This is a genomic window from Allokutzneria sp. A3M-2-11 16 (assembly GCF_024213555.1).
In the GTDB taxonomy this organism is placed as follows: Bacteria; Actinomycetota; Actinomycetes; order Mycobacteriales; family Pseudonocardiaceae; genus Allokutzneria.
Genome location: NZ_JANAVO010000021.1, coordinates 59,157 through 74,309, shown reverse-complemented (window position 1 = coordinate 74,309; position 15,153 = coordinate 59,157). Strand labels below are relative to the sequence as shown.

At 71.0% G+C, this 15,153-nt stretch carries 16 protein-coding genes and 1 tRNA gene; 9 read left to right on the top strand and 8 right to left on the bottom strand.

What is annotated here, in order from left to right:
- The first annotated feature begins 238 nt into the window (after nucleotides 1–238).
- Together NLX83_RS38075 and NLX83_RS38070 are read left to right on the top strand one after the other, a co-directional pair.
- Nucleotides 239–1,369, top strand: coding sequence for a glycosyltransferase (locus tag NLX83_RS38075; protein WP_254240142.1), 1,131 nt, complete (start codon nucleotides 239–241; stop codon nucleotides 1,367–1,369).
- An 86-nt stretch (nucleotides 1,370–1,455) separates the two neighbouring features.
- Nucleotides 1,456–2,481 carry a hypothetical protein gene (locus NLX83_RS38070; protein ID WP_254240141.1) on the top strand — a complete coding sequence of 342 codons (1,026 nt, stop codon included), beginning with the start codon at nucleotides 1,456–1,458 and terminating at the stop codon, nucleotides 2,479–2,481.
- On the opposite strand, the gene NLX83_RS38065 is transcribed toward NLX83_RS38070, so the two are convergent.
- Both NLX83_RS38065 and NLX83_RS38060 read right to left on the bottom strand, forming a co-directional pair.
- Nucleotides 2,473–2,991 (bottom strand): ester cyclase, encoded by a 519-nt coding sequence (locus NLX83_RS38065; RefSeq protein ID WP_254240140.1) that lies wholly within the window; start codon nucleotides 2,989–2,991, stop codon nucleotides 2,473–2,475. The genes NLX83_RS38070 and NLX83_RS38065 overlap by 9 nt on opposite strands.
- A gap of 10 nt (nucleotides 2,992–3,001) precedes the next feature.
- Nucleotides 3,002–4,072: a hypothetical protein gene (locus tag NLX83_RS38060; protein ID WP_254240139.1), complete on the bottom strand. Its 1,071-nt coding sequence runs from the start codon at nucleotides 4,070–4,072 to the stop codon at nucleotides 3,002–3,004.
- Nucleotides 4,073–4,152: 80 nt separating this feature from the next.
- Here NLX83_RS38060 and NLX83_RS38055 point away from each other — a divergent pair, with 80 nt between their 5' ends.
- Entirely contained in the window at nucleotides 4,153–4,800 is a 648-nt protein-coding gene (locus NLX83_RS38055; RefSeq protein WP_254240138.1) for a TetR/AcrR family transcriptional regulator C-terminal domain-containing protein, read from the top strand.
- A 10-nt stretch (nucleotides 4,801–4,810) separates the two neighbouring features.
- The gene (locus NLX83_RS38050) at nucleotides 4,811–5,329 is read left to right on the top strand and encodes a hypothetical protein (protein ID WP_254240137.1); all 519 of its coding nucleotides are present in this window, start codon (nucleotides 4,811–4,813) and stop codon (nucleotides 5,327–5,329) included.
- 8 nt (nucleotides 5,330–5,337) lie between these two features.
- Here the strand turns inward: NLX83_RS38050 and NLX83_RS38045 are convergent, their stop codons facing one another.
- Both NLX83_RS38045 and NLX83_RS38040 read right to left on the bottom strand, forming a co-directional pair.
- Nucleotides 5,338–5,880 carry an AMIN-like domain-containing (lipo)protein gene (locus NLX83_RS38045; RefSeq protein WP_254240136.1) on the bottom strand — a complete coding sequence of 181 codons (543 nt, stop codon included), beginning with the start codon at nucleotides 5,878–5,880 and terminating at the stop codon, nucleotides 5,338–5,340.
- Nucleotides 5,877–6,530 (bottom strand): nuclear transport factor 2 family protein, encoded by a 654-nt coding sequence (locus NLX83_RS38040; RefSeq protein ID WP_254240135.1) that lies wholly within the window; start codon nucleotides 6,528–6,530, stop codon nucleotides 5,877–5,879. Before NLX83_RS38040 ends, NLX83_RS38045 begins: the two co-directional genes overlap by 4 nt.
- 108 nt (nucleotides 6,531–6,638) lie before the next feature.
- Between NLX83_RS38040 and NLX83_RS38035 the strand changes: the two genes are divergently transcribed.
- The gene (locus NLX83_RS38035; protein WP_254240134.1) at nucleotides 6,639–7,403 is read left to right on the top strand and encodes an IclR family transcriptional regulator; all 765 of its coding nucleotides are present in this window, start codon (nucleotides 6,639–6,641) and stop codon (nucleotides 7,401–7,403) included.
- Here NLX83_RS38035 and NLX83_RS38030 read toward each other — a convergent pair.
- Nucleotides 7,388–8,332: an esterase/lipase family protein gene (locus tag NLX83_RS38030; RefSeq protein WP_254240133.1), complete on the bottom strand. Its 945-nt coding sequence runs from the start codon at nucleotides 8,330–8,332 to the stop codon at nucleotides 7,388–7,390. The genes NLX83_RS38035 and NLX83_RS38030 overlap by 16 nt on opposite strands.
- A gap of 168 nt (nucleotides 8,333–8,500) precedes the next feature.
- Nucleotides 8,501–8,848: a hypothetical protein gene (locus NLX83_RS38025; protein WP_254240132.1), complete on the bottom strand. Its 348-nt coding sequence runs from the start codon at nucleotides 8,846–8,848 to the stop codon at nucleotides 8,501–8,503.
- Between the two features lie 84 nt (nucleotides 8,849–8,932).
- Here NLX83_RS38025 and NLX83_RS38020 point away from each other — a divergent pair, with 84 nt between their 5' ends.
- From NLX83_RS38020 to NLX83_RS38010, 3 genes are all read left to right on the top strand, one after another.
- Nucleotides 8,933–9,811 carry an alpha/beta fold hydrolase gene (locus NLX83_RS38020; RefSeq protein ID WP_254240131.1) on the top strand — a complete coding sequence of 293 codons (879 nt, stop codon included), beginning with the start codon at nucleotides 8,933–8,935 and terminating at the stop codon, nucleotides 9,809–9,811.
- Nucleotides 9,812–10,005: 194 nt separating this feature from the next.
- Nucleotides 10,006–10,506 (top strand): DUF2231 domain-containing protein, encoded by a 501-nt coding sequence (locus NLX83_RS38015; RefSeq protein WP_254240130.1) that lies wholly within the window; start codon nucleotides 10,006–10,008, stop codon nucleotides 10,504–10,506.
- Nucleotides 10,507–10,580: 74 nt separating this feature from the next.
- Nucleotides 10,581–11,750, top strand: coding sequence for a monodechloroaminopyrrolnitrin synthase PrnB family protein (locus NLX83_RS38010; RefSeq protein ID WP_254240129.1), 1,170 nt, complete (start codon nucleotides 10,581–10,583; stop codon nucleotides 11,748–11,750).
- Here the strand turns inward: NLX83_RS38010 and NLX83_RS38005 are convergent.
- Together NLX83_RS38005 and NLX83_RS38000 are read right to left on the bottom strand one after the other, a co-directional pair.
- Nucleotides 11,737–13,875, bottom strand: a complete 2,139-nt coding sequence (locus tag NLX83_RS38005) for a hypothetical protein (RefSeq protein ID WP_254240128.1) — start codon at nucleotides 13,873–13,875, stop codon at nucleotides 11,737–11,739. The two genes, NLX83_RS38010 and NLX83_RS38005, sit on opposite strands and share 14 nt — an antisense overlap.
- A gap of 177 nt (nucleotides 13,876–14,052) precedes the next feature.
- A tRNA-OTHER gene (locus tag NLX83_RS38000) sits at nucleotides 14,053–14,182 on the bottom strand.
- 121 nt (nucleotides 14,183–14,303) lie between these two features.
- On the opposite strand from NLX83_RS38000, the gene NLX83_RS37995 reads away from it, so the two are divergent.
- A complete protein-coding gene (locus NLX83_RS37995) occupies nucleotides 14,304–14,882 on the top strand; it encodes an AhpC/TSA family protein (protein ID WP_254240127.1) in 579 nt (192 codons plus the stop codon).
- Nucleotides 14,883–15,153: the final 271 nt, after the last annotated feature.

Below are 15,153 nucleotides of genomic sequence, written 5' to 3'. Positions count from 1 at the left end.
TCTTTTTCCCGTTATGAGTACGAAACGGGGTTCTCTAGACGGCGCCCGCGGGGGTTGGGGTGTGCGGGCGGGTGTGGCGCATGGGCACAGTTTACTTGGTGTGCGGAGCGCGTGGATGAGCTGCATGATGCGGCCTAGCTCAACGTATAGCGGACCGGGGGGCTTGCGGCAAGACCCGGGTGGTGCCGCAGAATTCGTCGGCCGAGTGTCGGGACCTGGGGAAATGGGTGATTGAGAAGTGCGTGTCTTGTTGACGACGGTGGGCTCACGCGGCGATGTCGAGCCGGTGGCCGGGCTCGCGGCGGCCTTGCGGGATCTGGGCGCGGAGGTGCGGGTGTGCGCGCCGCCGGACGAGGACTTCGAGAAGCTGCTGGCGCGGGTCGGTGCGCCGCTGGTGCCGCTCGGTCCGAAGGTGCGCTCGGTGGTCGGCGGCGAGAAACCACCGACCGCGGAAGACGCGTTGCGGTTTGCGCGCGAGTTGGTGGCCGCGCGGTTCACGACGCTCGCCACGGCGGCTGAGGGATGTGACGCGCTGCTGGCAACCGGCCTCATGCCCGCGGGCGCACGGGAAGTGGCCGAGAGACTCGGCATCCGTTACGTGTACGCGTTCTTCCAGCCATTCGGGCACATTCCGCGCTCGGAGCAGGCGGCTCAGCGGGTGAACGCCCTGTACCGCGATGTGCTCAACAGCCATCGGGCGGAGAGCGGCCTGCCGCCCGTGGAGGACGTCTCGGACCACGTCTTCACCGACAAGCCGTGGTTTGCCGCGGACCCGACGCTGTGCCCGACGGATCTCGACGTTGTGCAGACGGGTGCTTGGGTTCTGCCTGATGATCGTCCGCTCCCGGACGGTCTGGAGGCGTTCCTGGGAGCTGGTACGCCGCCGGTGTACGTGGGCTTCGGCAGCATGGCTTCGTACGTGTCGAAGGACATCGCCCGGGTGTCGATCGAGGCGGTTCGCGCGCAGGGCCGCCGCGTCGTGCTCGCACGTGGTTGGGCCGGTCTGACCACGATCGACGACGCCGAGGACTGTTTCGTCGTCGGCGAGGTCAACCAGCAGGCCCTGTTCCGCAGGGTGGCCGCGGTGGTGCACCACGGCGGCGCGGGCACCACTACGACGGCCGCCCGCGCTGGTGCGCCCCAAGTTGTGGTGCCGCAGATCGGGGACCAGCCGGACTGGGCCGCTCGGGTCGCGGAGCTGGGCATCGGTGTGGCGCACGACGGCCCGACGCCGACCGTCGAGTCCTTGTCCGCCGCGCTCGCCACGGCGCTGACTCCCCATACTCGTGGACACTCGATCGCCGTGGCCAGCACGATCCGGTCCGATGGGGCGGTGGTGGCCGCGAAACTGCTGATCGACGGCAGTTAGTGTTCGATTGGCGGGCTTGGCTTCACGTGTTCCGTCGGTGAGACTGGCGGACCGTTCGCGATGCGAGAAGCAGAGGTCTTCGTGCGATGAAGGTTTCCCTCGGGCTGGCGATCACCTTGGTGCTGACGTCGGTGACGCCCGCCTCCGCCGACGTGACGGTGACCGCCTTGGGGGTGCCCGCGAACAGCCGCACCGCGAGCGCCGAGGCGGTCAACAACGACGGTGTGATCGTCGGCCGCTACTGGGGCGGGGCCGGTGACCTGACGCTTCCGCTGGTGTGGCGGGACGCGGGCCGCCCGGCCGCCGTGCTCCAGGGTTTGCCGGATTCCGTTGGTGGGGAAGCGAATGCGGTCAGCTCCGCGGGCACCGTGGCGGGAATGTCCTGGACGGCGGACGGAAATCGCTTCCAGGCCGTGCGGTGGGATCGCAACGACAAGGTCACCGCGCTCGACAGCGGCAACGGCTCGGGGGAGCAGTTCCACACCTCCGCGAGTGGCGTCAACAGCCTGGGAACCGTTGTCGGCACGCTGCACTACCCCGATCTCACCGTGGCCGCCGTTCGCTGGTCCAGCACCGGCGTGCGCACCGAGCTGCCGTGTCTGCCGGGACACCGAAGTGGCCGTGCCGAGGCCGTGAACGACGGCGGCACCATCGCCGGTATCTGCATCAACGACGACTCGAACCCTTGGCACGCCGTGCGATGGGCGCCCGATGGCACGGTCACCAAGCTGGCGACGTTGCCCCCGAGCAGCAGCTACAGCGAGGTCCGGGCCATCAACCGGTCGGGGACGATCGTGGGGTCGAGCACGTCGAACACCGGAGCCGACTCCCGGCGCAGAGCCGTGCGGTGGGACGCGAACGGCGCCGTCACCGAGCTACCCGCCCCGTCTGGCAGCAGGTCCACCTGGGCGGACGGGATCAGCGACGACGGCGTCATCGTCGGCGGTTTCGAAACGCCCGAGGGGCAGGCGCGGCCGGTGCGGTGGGCTCCAGACGGCCGGATCACCGAGCTGGTCGGCTTGGGGCCCAACAAGTTCGGCTTCGCTCACGCCGTCAACACCAAGGGGATGATCGTGGGGTCCTCCGGCACCGCCGTCCGGTGGTCACATTAGGTCGGGAGCGGGCTTTCCGCCGGTCATGGACAGGGCGCCCCGGACGCACCTGAGCAGGAGCAGCCAGTTGGCGGGCTTCTTCAGGTCCAGGCCGCCGATGAGCTGCCGGAGCAGGGTGAGCGAGTCGAAGTAGATCCGCTCGCAGACCAGCGTCTCGTGCTCGTCGAAGACGAAGTACGCGGTCATCCGGACGCGGAACCCCTTGCCCGTGGGCGGGATGGCGCCGAGCGGGCCGAGGTGGGTGCCGATCAGCCAGAACTCGACGACGACGGCGTCGTCGGTGTGGCGCAACGCGATGATCTCGTGGTGCTGGTCGGGGAACGCGACGCGGGTCTGGTGGTAGTAACCCCGGACCGCGGCGTCGCCGTCGTGGACGGTCATGGTCGGGATGATCTCGTAGCGCGGGTGCGGGAACGTGGACAGGACGTCGTCCCAGCGGTGCTCGACCTCGTCGTGGAAGTGGTCGAGGACCAGCTTCTCGCGGGCCGCGCGGATCTCTTCGGTGATCATGTGTTTCCCCTCAGCCGGAGTGCGTGAGCGTCTTGTGGGTGAACGTCGGCCCGGTCCCCGGGTTGGTCCAGGCGGCGCTCAGCTCGCTGGAGGGGAAGAACTGCGGGAAGCGGGGATCGGCCTGGCTGCGGTCGACGATCGACTTCTCCAGGATGATCGAGTTGTACTGGTCGGCCGTGGTCTCCAGGGTGTTGGCGTTGAGCACGACCTCCTGCCGCCAGGCGCGGGACCAGCGGGCCAGCCCGGGAATCCGGCTGTGCTCCGGGGTCAGGCACTCCGCGGCGACGGCGTTCTCGCTGCTGGCCCAGATCCCGGTGGAGGTGTTGAGCACCAGGGTCTGGTTGCCGAAGACGTGGCCGGGAGTGGCGATGACCGCGACACCGGGGCCGAGCAGCAGACCCCCGTCCGCGGCGAGGAACGCCTCGGCGGGCACGTCGTCGAACGCGTCGACCTGGTACCAGGGGCGTTGCAGCGGGTGCAGGTTCGCCATGCCCGCCAGCTCGTCGCGCTGCACGATCACCTTGGCGTTGGGGAAGTACGCGTCCCGGGTGCCGGTGCCGACCCAGCGGCGCAGGTCCTGGGTGTGCAGGTGGTCGAACATGAGGTAGTCGACGTCCTCGGGCCGGATGCCGAGGCGGGACAGGTGGTTCTCGACGGTGCCGTGCCGCCGCACCGCGAGCTTTTCCACGAAGTTCGGGATGCGCGCCTTGAGCGCGGCGAAGTACGGGGTGTTCTCGCCGCGCTCCACGTCGCTCGGCTCGAAGAGCAGAATCCGTTGCCGCCCATGGGTTTCCCGCCAGCGGATGACGAGCATCCGGTTGGTGATGGACAGGAACGGCGCGATCGCGCGACCGGCCCGGAACAGGCCGAACCGGGTCGGGTAGGGCAGCGTCACCAGGTCGCACGTCACGACGCTGTCCGGGGTGCCGGTCGCGGAGAACTCGCGGCGGAAGTCGGCCGCGCGGGTGCGCGCCCAGTCGAGCTTGGCGCCGTATCCGCCCTCGACGGCGGCCTGACCGGCGAGCACGTCGACCGCTGAGCCGAGGGTGGGCAGGCCGGTGATGGCCGCGGGGTCGAACACGGGGACCTCCGGGATACTTACGGTGTAAGTCCAAGGGAAGCACTTACGCTGTAAGTACGTCAACCGAGAGGCGCGTCCCGATGAAGCTGACCCGCGAGAAGGTGCTGGCCGCCGCCCTGGTCCTGGTCGAGGAGAACGGCGTCCAGGGGCTGAGCATGCGCAAGCTCGCGGCCGCGGTCGGCGTCGAGGCGATGTCGCTCTACAACCACGTGCCCAACAAGGACGCCGTCATCGACGGCATCGCCGAGCTGGTCATCCGGCGCATGGCCCTGCCGGAGCCCACCGGGGACTGGAAAGCCGACCTCCGCCAGCTCGCCAACGCCTTCCGGGCCGCCGCCACCCGCTACCCGCACGCGGCGGGCCTGGTGCTGACCCGTCAGCTCGGCTCCAACGCCAGCCTCGCCGGTACGAACGCGGCCTTGTCCGCGCTCCGGGGTGCGGGCTTCGACGCGGAGGAGGCGGTACACGCCTTGCGCGCAGTTCTGGCTTTCCTGGTCGGCACCGTGCTGCGCGAGGTCGAGTCCGGCCCCGCATTCGACGGCGCCGATCCGGTGGGCGTGGCGCAACGCGAGGCCGAACTGCTCGCGAGCCCGTTCCCGGCGGTCGCCGAGTCGGCGCCGTTCCTGGCCTCGTGCGAGCACGATCGCGAGTACGAGTTCGGGCTCGACCTCCTCCTTGCCGCACTGGAGTTCCGCAGAACCGGGAGCGGTCCCGGGCGAAGTTCCTAACTTGGTCCGCATGGCCACTCCGCGCATCACGGCGCTGTTCGCCGTCGCCGCTGTGTTCACCGTTCTCGCCGGGTGCGCTTCGGCGGCCGAAGCCCTGCGAGACGACGCGAACGAGATCTGCGGGACCGTGCGGCACGGCGTCAGCAAGCTGCCGAAAACCGGCCCGGACGACTCCAGGAAGCAGGTCGTGCCGAGGCTGGACACCCAGCTCTCGCTCGCCCGCACCGCCGAGAAACAACTCGGCGAGCTGCGGGCCGAGGGGGATGACCAGTGGCGGCTCGCGGAGGTGCGGGCCAGCTGGCGTGGCACGGTGGCCGCGCTCCAGGAGCTCCGCGACACCTGGGAGGACCCCTACCGCGCGGGGTCTGGCAGCGAGGCGATCCCGCGTCGCCCCGGCTCGGACACGCTTGTCGCCCTGACGATCTCGATGGTGCGTTCGAGGGCCGAGGCGGCGGTCGACAAGCTTGCCGTGGCCGCGGACACCGCCGGATTCACGGAATGCGGCGAGCGGATCACCTGGCGCCTCTGAGGTCCGCCTCAGCCGGTGTGGAAGAAGTCGACGACCACACGGGTGGGCGCGGTGAGCTTGCTGATCTCGTAGCGCAGCTTCCGCGTGAGGCCGATGCCGAAGCTGAGGTCGCCCTCGAAGTCCCCGGCGGAGGCGATCTCGGCGACCACGTCGGCCTGCGGGGTGATGCGCTGGGGGCCCTTGTAGGTGCGGAGCTGCCCGGGGTCGGTGACGTGCATCTGGTTGTCGGTGGTAGCGCCGCGGATGGTCAGCTGGAGGAACGCGCTGCCGCGCAGCGGGACGGGGAAGCCGGACCCGTCCTGGGTGACCTGGTCGACGTAGGAGGCGTTGTGGTCGGCCACCGCGGCGTCGAAGGTGAACACGACGCGGTCGTAGCCGGGGTGCTTGCCGACGTTGATGGAGCTCAGGACTCCGGGCCCTTGGAGCTCGCTGACCGCCTGCGGAGGCGGCGCGCTCGGTCGCGGCGCCGGGACCGTCGAGTGGTTCTGGTGGGGAGCGCCGCAGGCCAGGGTGCTCATCAGCAGGACTGCGGCCAGCCATAACGTCTTCACCCCTGCGGGATTCCCCTTGTGGCGCCGTCGAACCCCGCGAAGGTGCCGCCGGGCTTCGTCGCGCCCGCAAGCCAGTGGGTGCCCTCGGTGTAGAGCAGTTCGACCGCGGGGCCGCGGAGTCCGGGGAGGCCGTTCAGCACTTGGTGGCCGAGGCAGGACTGGAGGTAGGCCAGATGGCGGTAGCCCTCGGGGTAGGCCGCCAGCCGATCGACGTCGAGCGCGGGAGCCGTCGCCGGGCGGACCGGATCAAGGCGGTCGGTCTCGTAGATCGGCTGTCTGCGCACGATGCCCCAGCGGCCGTCGCGCCGTTCCAGGAAGTCGTAGAAGCGGCCGGTGCAGGTGACGTCCACGGTGACGCCGTGGACCTCGGCCCGCTGGGTGATCGTCATCTTCGTCTGGGCCACCGCCCGGTCACCGCGGCCGCGCGAGGTGTGGCCGCCGAGGAAGTGCAGGATGCGGACGCCGGAGTCGAACGCCTGCCTGCTGGCCGCGATGAAGTCGGCGGCGGCGCCCTGGAACCAGGTCGCGGTCATCCAGCCGTCGTCGTGCCAGACGTCGGCGAAGGACTCCCAGTCCCCGGCGTCCCGGAACAGCGCCCAGTCCTCGACCAGACGGCGTACTTCGGCGCGATCGCTGTCGCTGTAGGACACACGTTCTCCTTGCCTGACGGGGTCGACGAGGGAACATGTTGTGGGGCAAGCGGATGCGCGGGCCAGCATCGGCTTCCGCCCGGCGGAAGAGGCTCTACAGTGGTGCGAATGAGCGGAAACGCGCGCGAGTCCGGGCGCTCCACGACCAGCAGGGTCCTGGCGTTGCTGGCCGCGTTCTCGCGGCGCCGCCCGGAACTGACCCTCACCGAGCTGGCCGCGCTGAGCGGGCTTCCCCCGGCCACGACGCACCGGCTGGCCGCGGAACTGCTGGACTGGGGCGCGCTGGAGCGCGCGGCGGACGGGCGGTTCCAGGTCGGGCTGCGGCTGTGGGAGATCGGTGCCCTCACGCCCGCTCACCGAGAACTGCGGTCGGCCGCCATCCCGTTCATGGAGGACCTCTACGAGGCGACCCACGAGAACGTCCAGCTGGCCGTGCGGGACGGGCTGGAGGTGCTGTTCGTTGACAAGATCTCCGGCGACTCCTCGGTCGTGACCCTGACCGACGTCGGCGGTCGCGCGCCGCTGCACGCCACCGCGGTCGGCAAGATCATCCTGGCGTTCTCCGAGCCGGAGCTCTTCGCCGAGGTGGCCGGGCGGGAGCTGCCGCGCAGCACGCCGCACACGATCACGTTGCCCAGCGTCCTCGCGCAGGCGCTGCGGGCGGCACGCCGGGACCAGGTGGCGTACTCGCTGGAGGAGCGCTCTCTCGGCGCGTCCTCGGTCGCCGCGCCGGTGCGCCAGGCCGATGGCACGCTCGTCGCCGCGCTCTCCGTGGTCGCCCGCTCCTCCAAGAACGTGCGCGGCCTCGCGTTCGCCGTCCGCACGGCGGCTCTCGGCCTGAGCAGGCGGCTGGCCGGTCAGGGCTCGGCGTAGGGCGGGAGTTCGGGTTCGCGGGGGAGCCAGGGCTGTGTCAGCAGTGTGCCGGTGACGAGGCTGACGACGGAGGTCAGCAGCCGCGGCGCCTTCACGATGTCGACGTGCGGCATGAGCGGTGTCCCGCACAGGCGGCGGTCGGGCAGTCGCGCGGCGCCGGGACCGCGCAGCGCGTCCATCACCAGGGCGTGGCCGACGGAGTCCGCGAGCAACCCGAAGTGGCCGACCAGCCTGCCGGGGCAGATCTCATCCACGGCGATGTTGCGTGCGCCGGGCAGCGTGCTTCCTTGTGGCTGTGGGAAAAGGAGCTCGTCGGTGCGGCTGTGGATCGAGGTGTACGACGGGCCGGGTGGTCGTGGTGCTTCCCGAACCGCCCGCAGCAGGCGGGACCCGACGGCGAGCTGCCAGAGCACGGCCGAGCACCGTCCGGCGACGCAGCCGAGGTTGCTCACGGCGGTCCCGCCGAACACCCCGGCCAGCGTGATGACGTCGGTGGTGCCTGCCGCGACGTCCGGCCAGAACGTGGTCGCCCACACGGCGAGCGTGCCGCCCTGGCTGTGGCCGATCATCGCGATCGGGCCGCCGGACCGGTGCCGGGCGTGGCGCGCGGCGTGCACGACGTACTGCGCCGACACGGTCAGGTCGGTCGTGCCGCGGTCGGGCAACGCGACGGTGCAGACGCCGAATCCCGCGTGTGGCAAGGCGGACTGGTAGTTCCAGCTCCAGTAACTCGACGGGGAGCCCCCGGTGCCGTGGATGAGCAGCACCGTGCGCTTGCCCGGCGCGACCCCGGCGTCGCAGCGAACGGCCTTCGCGAGCTGGTGCGCCGGAACGGTCAGCGGAGGTCCCGCACTGGCGAGTGCGGGGACTGGAGCCAGCGCTGTCACCGCGATCACCGTCAATCGGGTCAGCACAGCCAGGTTCCGCATTCGCCACTCCCACGCTCGCTCGGACCGGAGAAGATCTTGGCGACGGCGTGGGAGGGCGTCAACGATCCCGCGCGAACAGTCCACTGTGGACCCTGTTCGACCGCGTGCGGCCTGATGGACGAACACGGCCCGGCCGCACAGGGCGACCGGGCCGGAGTTGTTCCTCTGCTAGCCGAACATCACGCTGCGGGGGATGGGGTCGGAGAAGGCGCGGTGTTCTCCGGGGGCCATCGTGCCGGCGGGCTCTTCACAACCCCGGTCGAAGTACAACGTGACCCGGGTGTTCGTGTGGTTCGTCGCGCGGTCGGCGCCCTGGAGGAGCAGCCGGCACTCACCGTTGTCCGGGTTGTCGAACTCCAGGTCTCCCGACTCGGGCGAGTGGTAGAAGAAGGTCCCGGTGGCGGCGTGGGCTTCGCCGATCGCCACCGTGCCGAAGAGCGCGAGGGCGGAACCGGCGATCAGCGCGGCACGGCCGAGGCGCGAAGCGGACGCGGTGGTCGGAGTATTCGTCGTCACCTGTGCGACAGTTCCAGACCGGGACGACCACACCAAGCGACGCAGCCCCTTGGGGCAGCCCGGACGTCCTTTTGGGAGGGTGCCGTGGGAAACGAGAAAATGTTACGTGTCAACGGGATCGAGCTCTGCGCCGAGACCTTCGGCGATCCGGTCGATCCGGCGATCCTGCTGATCGGCGGGGCCACCTCGTCGATGGACTGGTGGGCGGAGGAGTTCTGCGCGCGGCTCTCCGGCGCCGGGCGGCTGGTCATCCGCTACGACCACCGCGACACGGGTCGCTCGACCAGCGAGGAGCCCGGTCGTCCGTCGTACACCGGTGACGCCCTGACCGAGGACGCGCTCGGCCTGCTCGACGCGCTGGGGGTGGCCCGCGCGCACCTGGCCGGGCTGTCCATGGGCGGCTGCGTCGCGCAGGAGCTCGCGGTGCGCCATCCGGACCGGGTCGCCTCGCTCACCGCGATGTCGACCACCTTCCACGCGCCCGGCGGGCCTGACCTGCCGCCGATGACGCCCGAGCTCAAGGCCGGGTTCGACGCCGCTCCCGGGGCGCCGGACTGGGCGGACCGGGCCGCGGTGATCGACTACCTGGTCGCGGACTGGCTGCCGTACTCCGGGCCGGCCGGTGCCACCGAGGCGGAGCTGCGCGAGCTCGCCGGGCGGGTCGTCGACCGCTCCGTCCGCATCGCCTCCAGCGGCAACCACTGGCTCGTCGGGAGCGGGGGCGAACCCGAGCCGGAGCACCGGCTCGGCGAGGTCTCGGTGCCCGCGCTGGTGATCCACGGAACGGCCGACCCGCTGTTCCCCTTCCCGCACGGCGAGGCACTGGCCGCGGCGATCCCCGGCGCGAGGCTGGTGGCGCTGCACGGCGTCGGGCACGAGGTGCCCCCGCCCTCGACCTGGGACACCGTCGTCCCGGCGATCGTCGAGGTCACGGCGCGTGGTCAGTACAGCTGGCCGCGGTGAAGGACTTTCCCGTCCGAGGTGTCGGCCGTGCGCGCACTGGTCAAGGGGCACGCCGCCCACGTCGCGCGCAACGCCCGCAGGACTGGCTTCGGCGCTTGATCCGCGCACTGGAGACGGCTGTCGGGTGAGCCGGTGGAGCATGGTCTGCCGCGTCGCGGGCATTCCACCTGTGACGGCGCATCTGGAGGTCGACGATGACCCAAGCCAAACGTCCCGTGAACGCGGTGCTGGCCGGGCCGTACGGGCATCCTTTCCACCCGATCCTGGTCACGGTGCCCATCGGGGCCTGGGTGGCGGGATTCGTCTTCGACGTGGCATCCCGGCTGGTCGACGACCCCGGCTTCCTGACAAGGGGCTCGCTCTGGCTGATCGGCATCGGCGTGGTCGGCGCGCTGGCGGCGGCGCTGGTCGGTCTGCTGGACCTGTTCGCCATCCCGCGCCGGACGCGGGCGTTCCAGACCGCTCTGGTCCACATGGGACTGAACCTGACGGTGACCTTCGCCTATGTCGGGAACTTCCTGTGGCGCCAGTCCGGCGGGGACGTGAACGGCCCGGTCGCGCTCGGCCCGTTGCTGCTCTCGGCGGCCAGCCTGGTCGTGCTGGCCGTGGCAGGCCACCTCGGCGGCAAGCTCGCCTACCACTACGGCGTGCGAGTGGCCGACGAAGCCACCCAGGCCGAAGGTTTCCGCGACTGAGGTTGCGGTGGCCCACTTCTCCGGACGCTATGTGGTCCTGGTGACCGCATCCGCGCTCGGGGCAGCGTGGAGCCATGACCGCACACCACGTCGTCGCCTTCGACCGGTGGCTCCGCGCGGATTTCCTCCGGCTCAACACCGAGCTGGAGCAGGCGTACTTCGGCGAAGGGCAGGAGATCGTGCGCGGGCGAGGAGAGCTGGACCGCCTTGCCCGGGAGGTCCTCGCCGGGGGAGCCGCCCGCATCGCGCCGATCACGGAGTCCGGCGCCCTGCCCGAGACGACCGGAGCCCGGTACCGGTTGCTGGGCGCGGTCGGCATCTACCTGGCTGCCTGCCGACGGCACGAGGTCGACGGGCCGAGCAGCCGCGATCTCCTCGCCCCGGCGTGGTCCTTGGCGACCAGGTTGGGCGCCTCGCTCGGGGTCGCCCCGCGGTTCGTCTTCGCCCACCTGTCCGTGCACAATCAGTCCATTCAGGACGGTCTTCCGGCTTTTACCGCGCTGGCGGACGAAAAGCGCTTTATCGTCCACAATGGACTAGCGGTGCTGGCCTATGGTCGCGCCGCGGAGGCACTGCGTGCGATCCCGGCGATGGGCGTGGCCAGTCCGCTGACCGCGCACCTGCTGGAGAACGCGCGCGCGGCACTCGGTGACGTACTGCGGTTCAACCGGGAACTCGCCGATTCCCTTGACGCGCGGCGGTTCTTCCTCAACGTCCGGCCCTACTTCAAGTCGCACCTGGTCGGCGGCACGGAGTACCGCGGCGCCAACGCCGGGGATTTCGCCGCCATCAACGAGATCGACCTGCTGCTCGGCCTGTGCTCAGCGGCGGACCCCTTCTACCAAGGCATCCTGACGGAGAAGTACCCGTACGTGCCGCCCGAGGACCAAGCCAGGCTCCGGGCCTGTGCCGCCGCCGAGTCCCTGCTGGAGGCATTCCTTGTCGCGTCGGGGGATTCGCCGCACCTGCGCGCCAACGCCGAGCAGTTCTTCGAGGTCTGCACGGCGCACGCGGCCGCCTACGCGTTCCACCACCACCGGCTCGTGCTGCCGTTCCTGGTCGAGCCCGCCCGGGACGTTCCCCCGGACAGGCTCGACACGGTCACCGCGAGCGGTCCACCACTGGAGGTGGTGATCGGCCAGCTGGCCCGGCTGGCCGACCTCCGCGCCGCGCGCGACCGTCCGGGCCTGACCACGGCGCGCGCCGAACTCGGCCGCTTGCGCGCCCGGATCACTCCGGGATGAGCTCACCGAGGCGGTCCAGGGTGTAGACCTCCGAACCGTCCGGCAGGTCCGGCGCCTCGACGCCGATGAACGTCACGGGCTCGTCCGGCACGCGGCCGTCCCAGAGCCGCACCTCGGTTCGCCCGCGCCACAGGTCGACCAGGTAGGACATGGTCAGGTAGCGCCGTTCCACCACCGCCCGCACCTGGGCGGCCGTGGTGACCCTGTTGTCCTCCACCCGGTTGAACGCCGGCCAGCCCCGCAGGTACAGGTGCAGCCACACCGCCTGCCAACCGTCCTCCTGCTTGGCGAACACCATCGGCAGCGCCACCCGGCCCTGGCCGCGCAGCTGCGAACGCGACCGCACGGTCCGCGCGTCGAACGGCGCGCCCCGCTGGCCGGGATCGCGGGTCTGGTACCCGAACATCGACTCGGCGACCTCGTCGAACGACTCGCCCGCGTACACGTAGACCTGGGGCACCACGTAGTGGCCCTTGGTCGCGAGGGGCACGTCGATGAACTCGGTCGCGCCGGTCTTCGCGTTGGTGATGTCACCGGAGTGCACGATGCCGCCGTGGCGGTAGTTCGTCCACGACACCTGGCCCGCCGCGTGGAACCGCTCGTCGAGCAGCAGCACCGACAGGTCGTAGTCGGTCCGGCGCCGCGTCTGCCGCCAGTACATGAAGAAGCGCAGCAGCTCGCCGGAGATCGACGTGCGCGAACCCCTCGGCAGCACCGCGAACCCGCCCTCGGCCGCCTTGCCGGACAACGGGAGCGCGACGCCGAGCACGGCCGGGTCCACCAGCAGCGGGTGCTCGAACTCCGCCAGCCGACCGGCGATCTCCGCGTCCAGCCGTGCCGACAGCTCGGCCACCAGCTCGCTCGGCAGCGGAGGGCGCTCGTCCCGCCCGATCCACGCGCGCCGCGATCGGCCCGCATACATCCGGGCGGACGCGGGCGCCAGCCGGTTGTCGAAGTGCTCGCGCAGTGAGCAGAGCACGCGGCCCGACGCGTCGCCGAGCGCACCCGTGACCGCGTCCACCACGGCGTCCCGATCACCGGCGGATGCCTGCCGCAGCAGCCGGTCCGCGGACCGCAGCAGCAGTCCCGGCGCGGCTGAGAGCACGGACGCCGCCGCGCCGACGTTCCCGCCGCGGATCGCCGTCTCGGCGCGGCCCGCGAGGCCGTGCACCTTGCGCTCCCGCCGCGCGACCGCGAACACCTCCCGCGCGTGCGGCCACTGGGCGTACTCGTGCGGGTGCAGCCGCTCGCCGAGCCGCTTCCATGGTTCGGCGTGGCGCGCGACATCGCCGAGCTTGGCCGGGTTCGCGCCGACGACGTCGTTCAGCGCGGCCAGCAGGATTCGCCGTTCCCTGCGCCGGAAGGCACGGAACCGGGTCGCCGACGCGAGCGAGGCGTCCCCGCCGGAGACCTGGCAGGCCAGGCGCAGCACGTCGGTCGTGGTGTCCACGGCGACCAGGGGCCGGTCGAGCACCAGCCGGATCCCGTTGAGCACGGCGCGGTTCTCCCGCACGGGAATCCGGTCGGGCTGAGGGCCGTCCGCGCAGAGGATCGCGAGGTCGGTGAGGACCGCCAGGTCCGCCTCGCCGAGCGGCGTCGAGCCACCGGCCAGGGCGAGGTAGAGCCGCGTCGCCTCCGCCTCGGCGGTGTCCCCGAGGCGCAGCACGGTGACCCGGTCCCCGGCCGAGGCGATCAGGTCGTCGTGCGCGGCCAGGAAATCGGCGTAGGTGTGCTGGTAGGTGCCGTAACCCGGCAGGTCGAGCAGGTTGAGCCGGGCGAGGTCCACGCTCGCGGCCTCGCCGCCTCCGGCGAGCACGGCCGCGTGCACCCGCTCCAGCCAGAACTCGACCGTGTCGGGGACGCCGTCCGGGAAGCCGATGAAGTAGGCGTTGTGCTGGACGTGGTCGCCGACCAGCTCGCGCACGGCGGACACGACGGTGGACGCGAGGTCCAGCGCCGGTCCGGTCGCCAGCCCGCCGACGTGCTCCAGCAGCGCCCGCGACGCGGAGAACCCGACGTCCAGCAGCGCCACGTCCAGCTGCCGGGCGACCGCCGTGCCGTCGCCCGTCGCTCCCGTGCTCGCCGGTACGCGCAGCGTCCTCTGGATGAGCAGCTTGTCGAGCACGGAGTTCCCCCTTCGCGCGGCCGTGACCCTCCACAATGGACGGATGCCTGTCGGTGCCCTCCTCCGCTGGGGCGGTGGAAGCCCGCACCGCAGGGGGTCTGGGGGACTCGGTCCCCCAACATCATGGCGGCCGACCCGGTGAAGTCGCTTGCGACGAGCAGGGGTCGGCCGAGGTCGCGGGCCGCCGGGGACTCGAACCCCGAACCTGTCGATTAACGACGAGAGAAGGAAGCGCCCCCATGACCGCGGATGCGGAGAGCGAACGCGCTACTTCTGTCGACTGCTCTACCAATTGAGCTAGCGACCCCAGTTGCCGGTAAGACCGACGTGAGTGATCCTGGCCGATGCCGCTCGCCGCCGTCAACGGCATTTGCTCGCACGGTGACCGTCCGTTGTAGACGTTCGCCGACCGTGGTCCACTGGGCGGCATGAAAGCATTCGGGCGCATCGCGAGGGACCTGATCACGTCACCGCGGAGTTTCACCAAGCCCAGGGCCGTCGACACGGCGGAGGCGCCGGTGGTGGGCGGAGTCGCTCCGCCGTTGCCGATGCTCGACGGCGAGCGCGCCATCGTCGCCTTCCTGCGCCACGTCGGCTGTCCGTTCGCGGAGAAAACCTTGCGAGAGCTGGCCCGGCTCGGCGAACTCCATCCGTCGACCGCGTTCATCGCGGTCACGCACAGCCCGCACGAGCCGACGCGTGCCTGGTGTGCCGCGTTCGGCGGGGCCGGGGTGGTGCGCCTGGTGGCTGACCCGGACCGCGCGCACTACGGCGCCTGGGGTGTGGGTGTCGGCGACCGCGCACACTTCGGGGGCCGGGAGTCGATGGCGTCGCTCCGCGTGCTGGCCGCAGAGGGCATCCACAACCGCCGAGCCAGCGGGAGCCGGTGGCAGACCGCGGCGACGTTCGCGGTGGCCGACGGAGTGATCGTCTGGCGTCACCTCCCCGCGCACGCCGGTGACCTGCCTCCGCTCAACGCCGCCATCACCGCGCTCCAACCCCGATGACGAGTCGCCGGGTATCCCCAACCCCCGTCGCAAGTCCTCCAAGCACTCCGCGCACCAAGTAAACTCTGTCCCATGCCCCACACGCGCCCGTCCACCCCATCCCCCGCGGGCGCCGTCTAGAGAACCCCGTTTCGTACTCATAACGGGAAAAAGAGCGCTCCAAAATCCCGACAAGAGTACGAAACGGGTTCTTCGGCGACCTCAGGGGAGGAGGTGGGGGCCGGGTGGGGCTTTCTGGGACGACGCTAGGGACAGCGGTCGCCACGCTGAG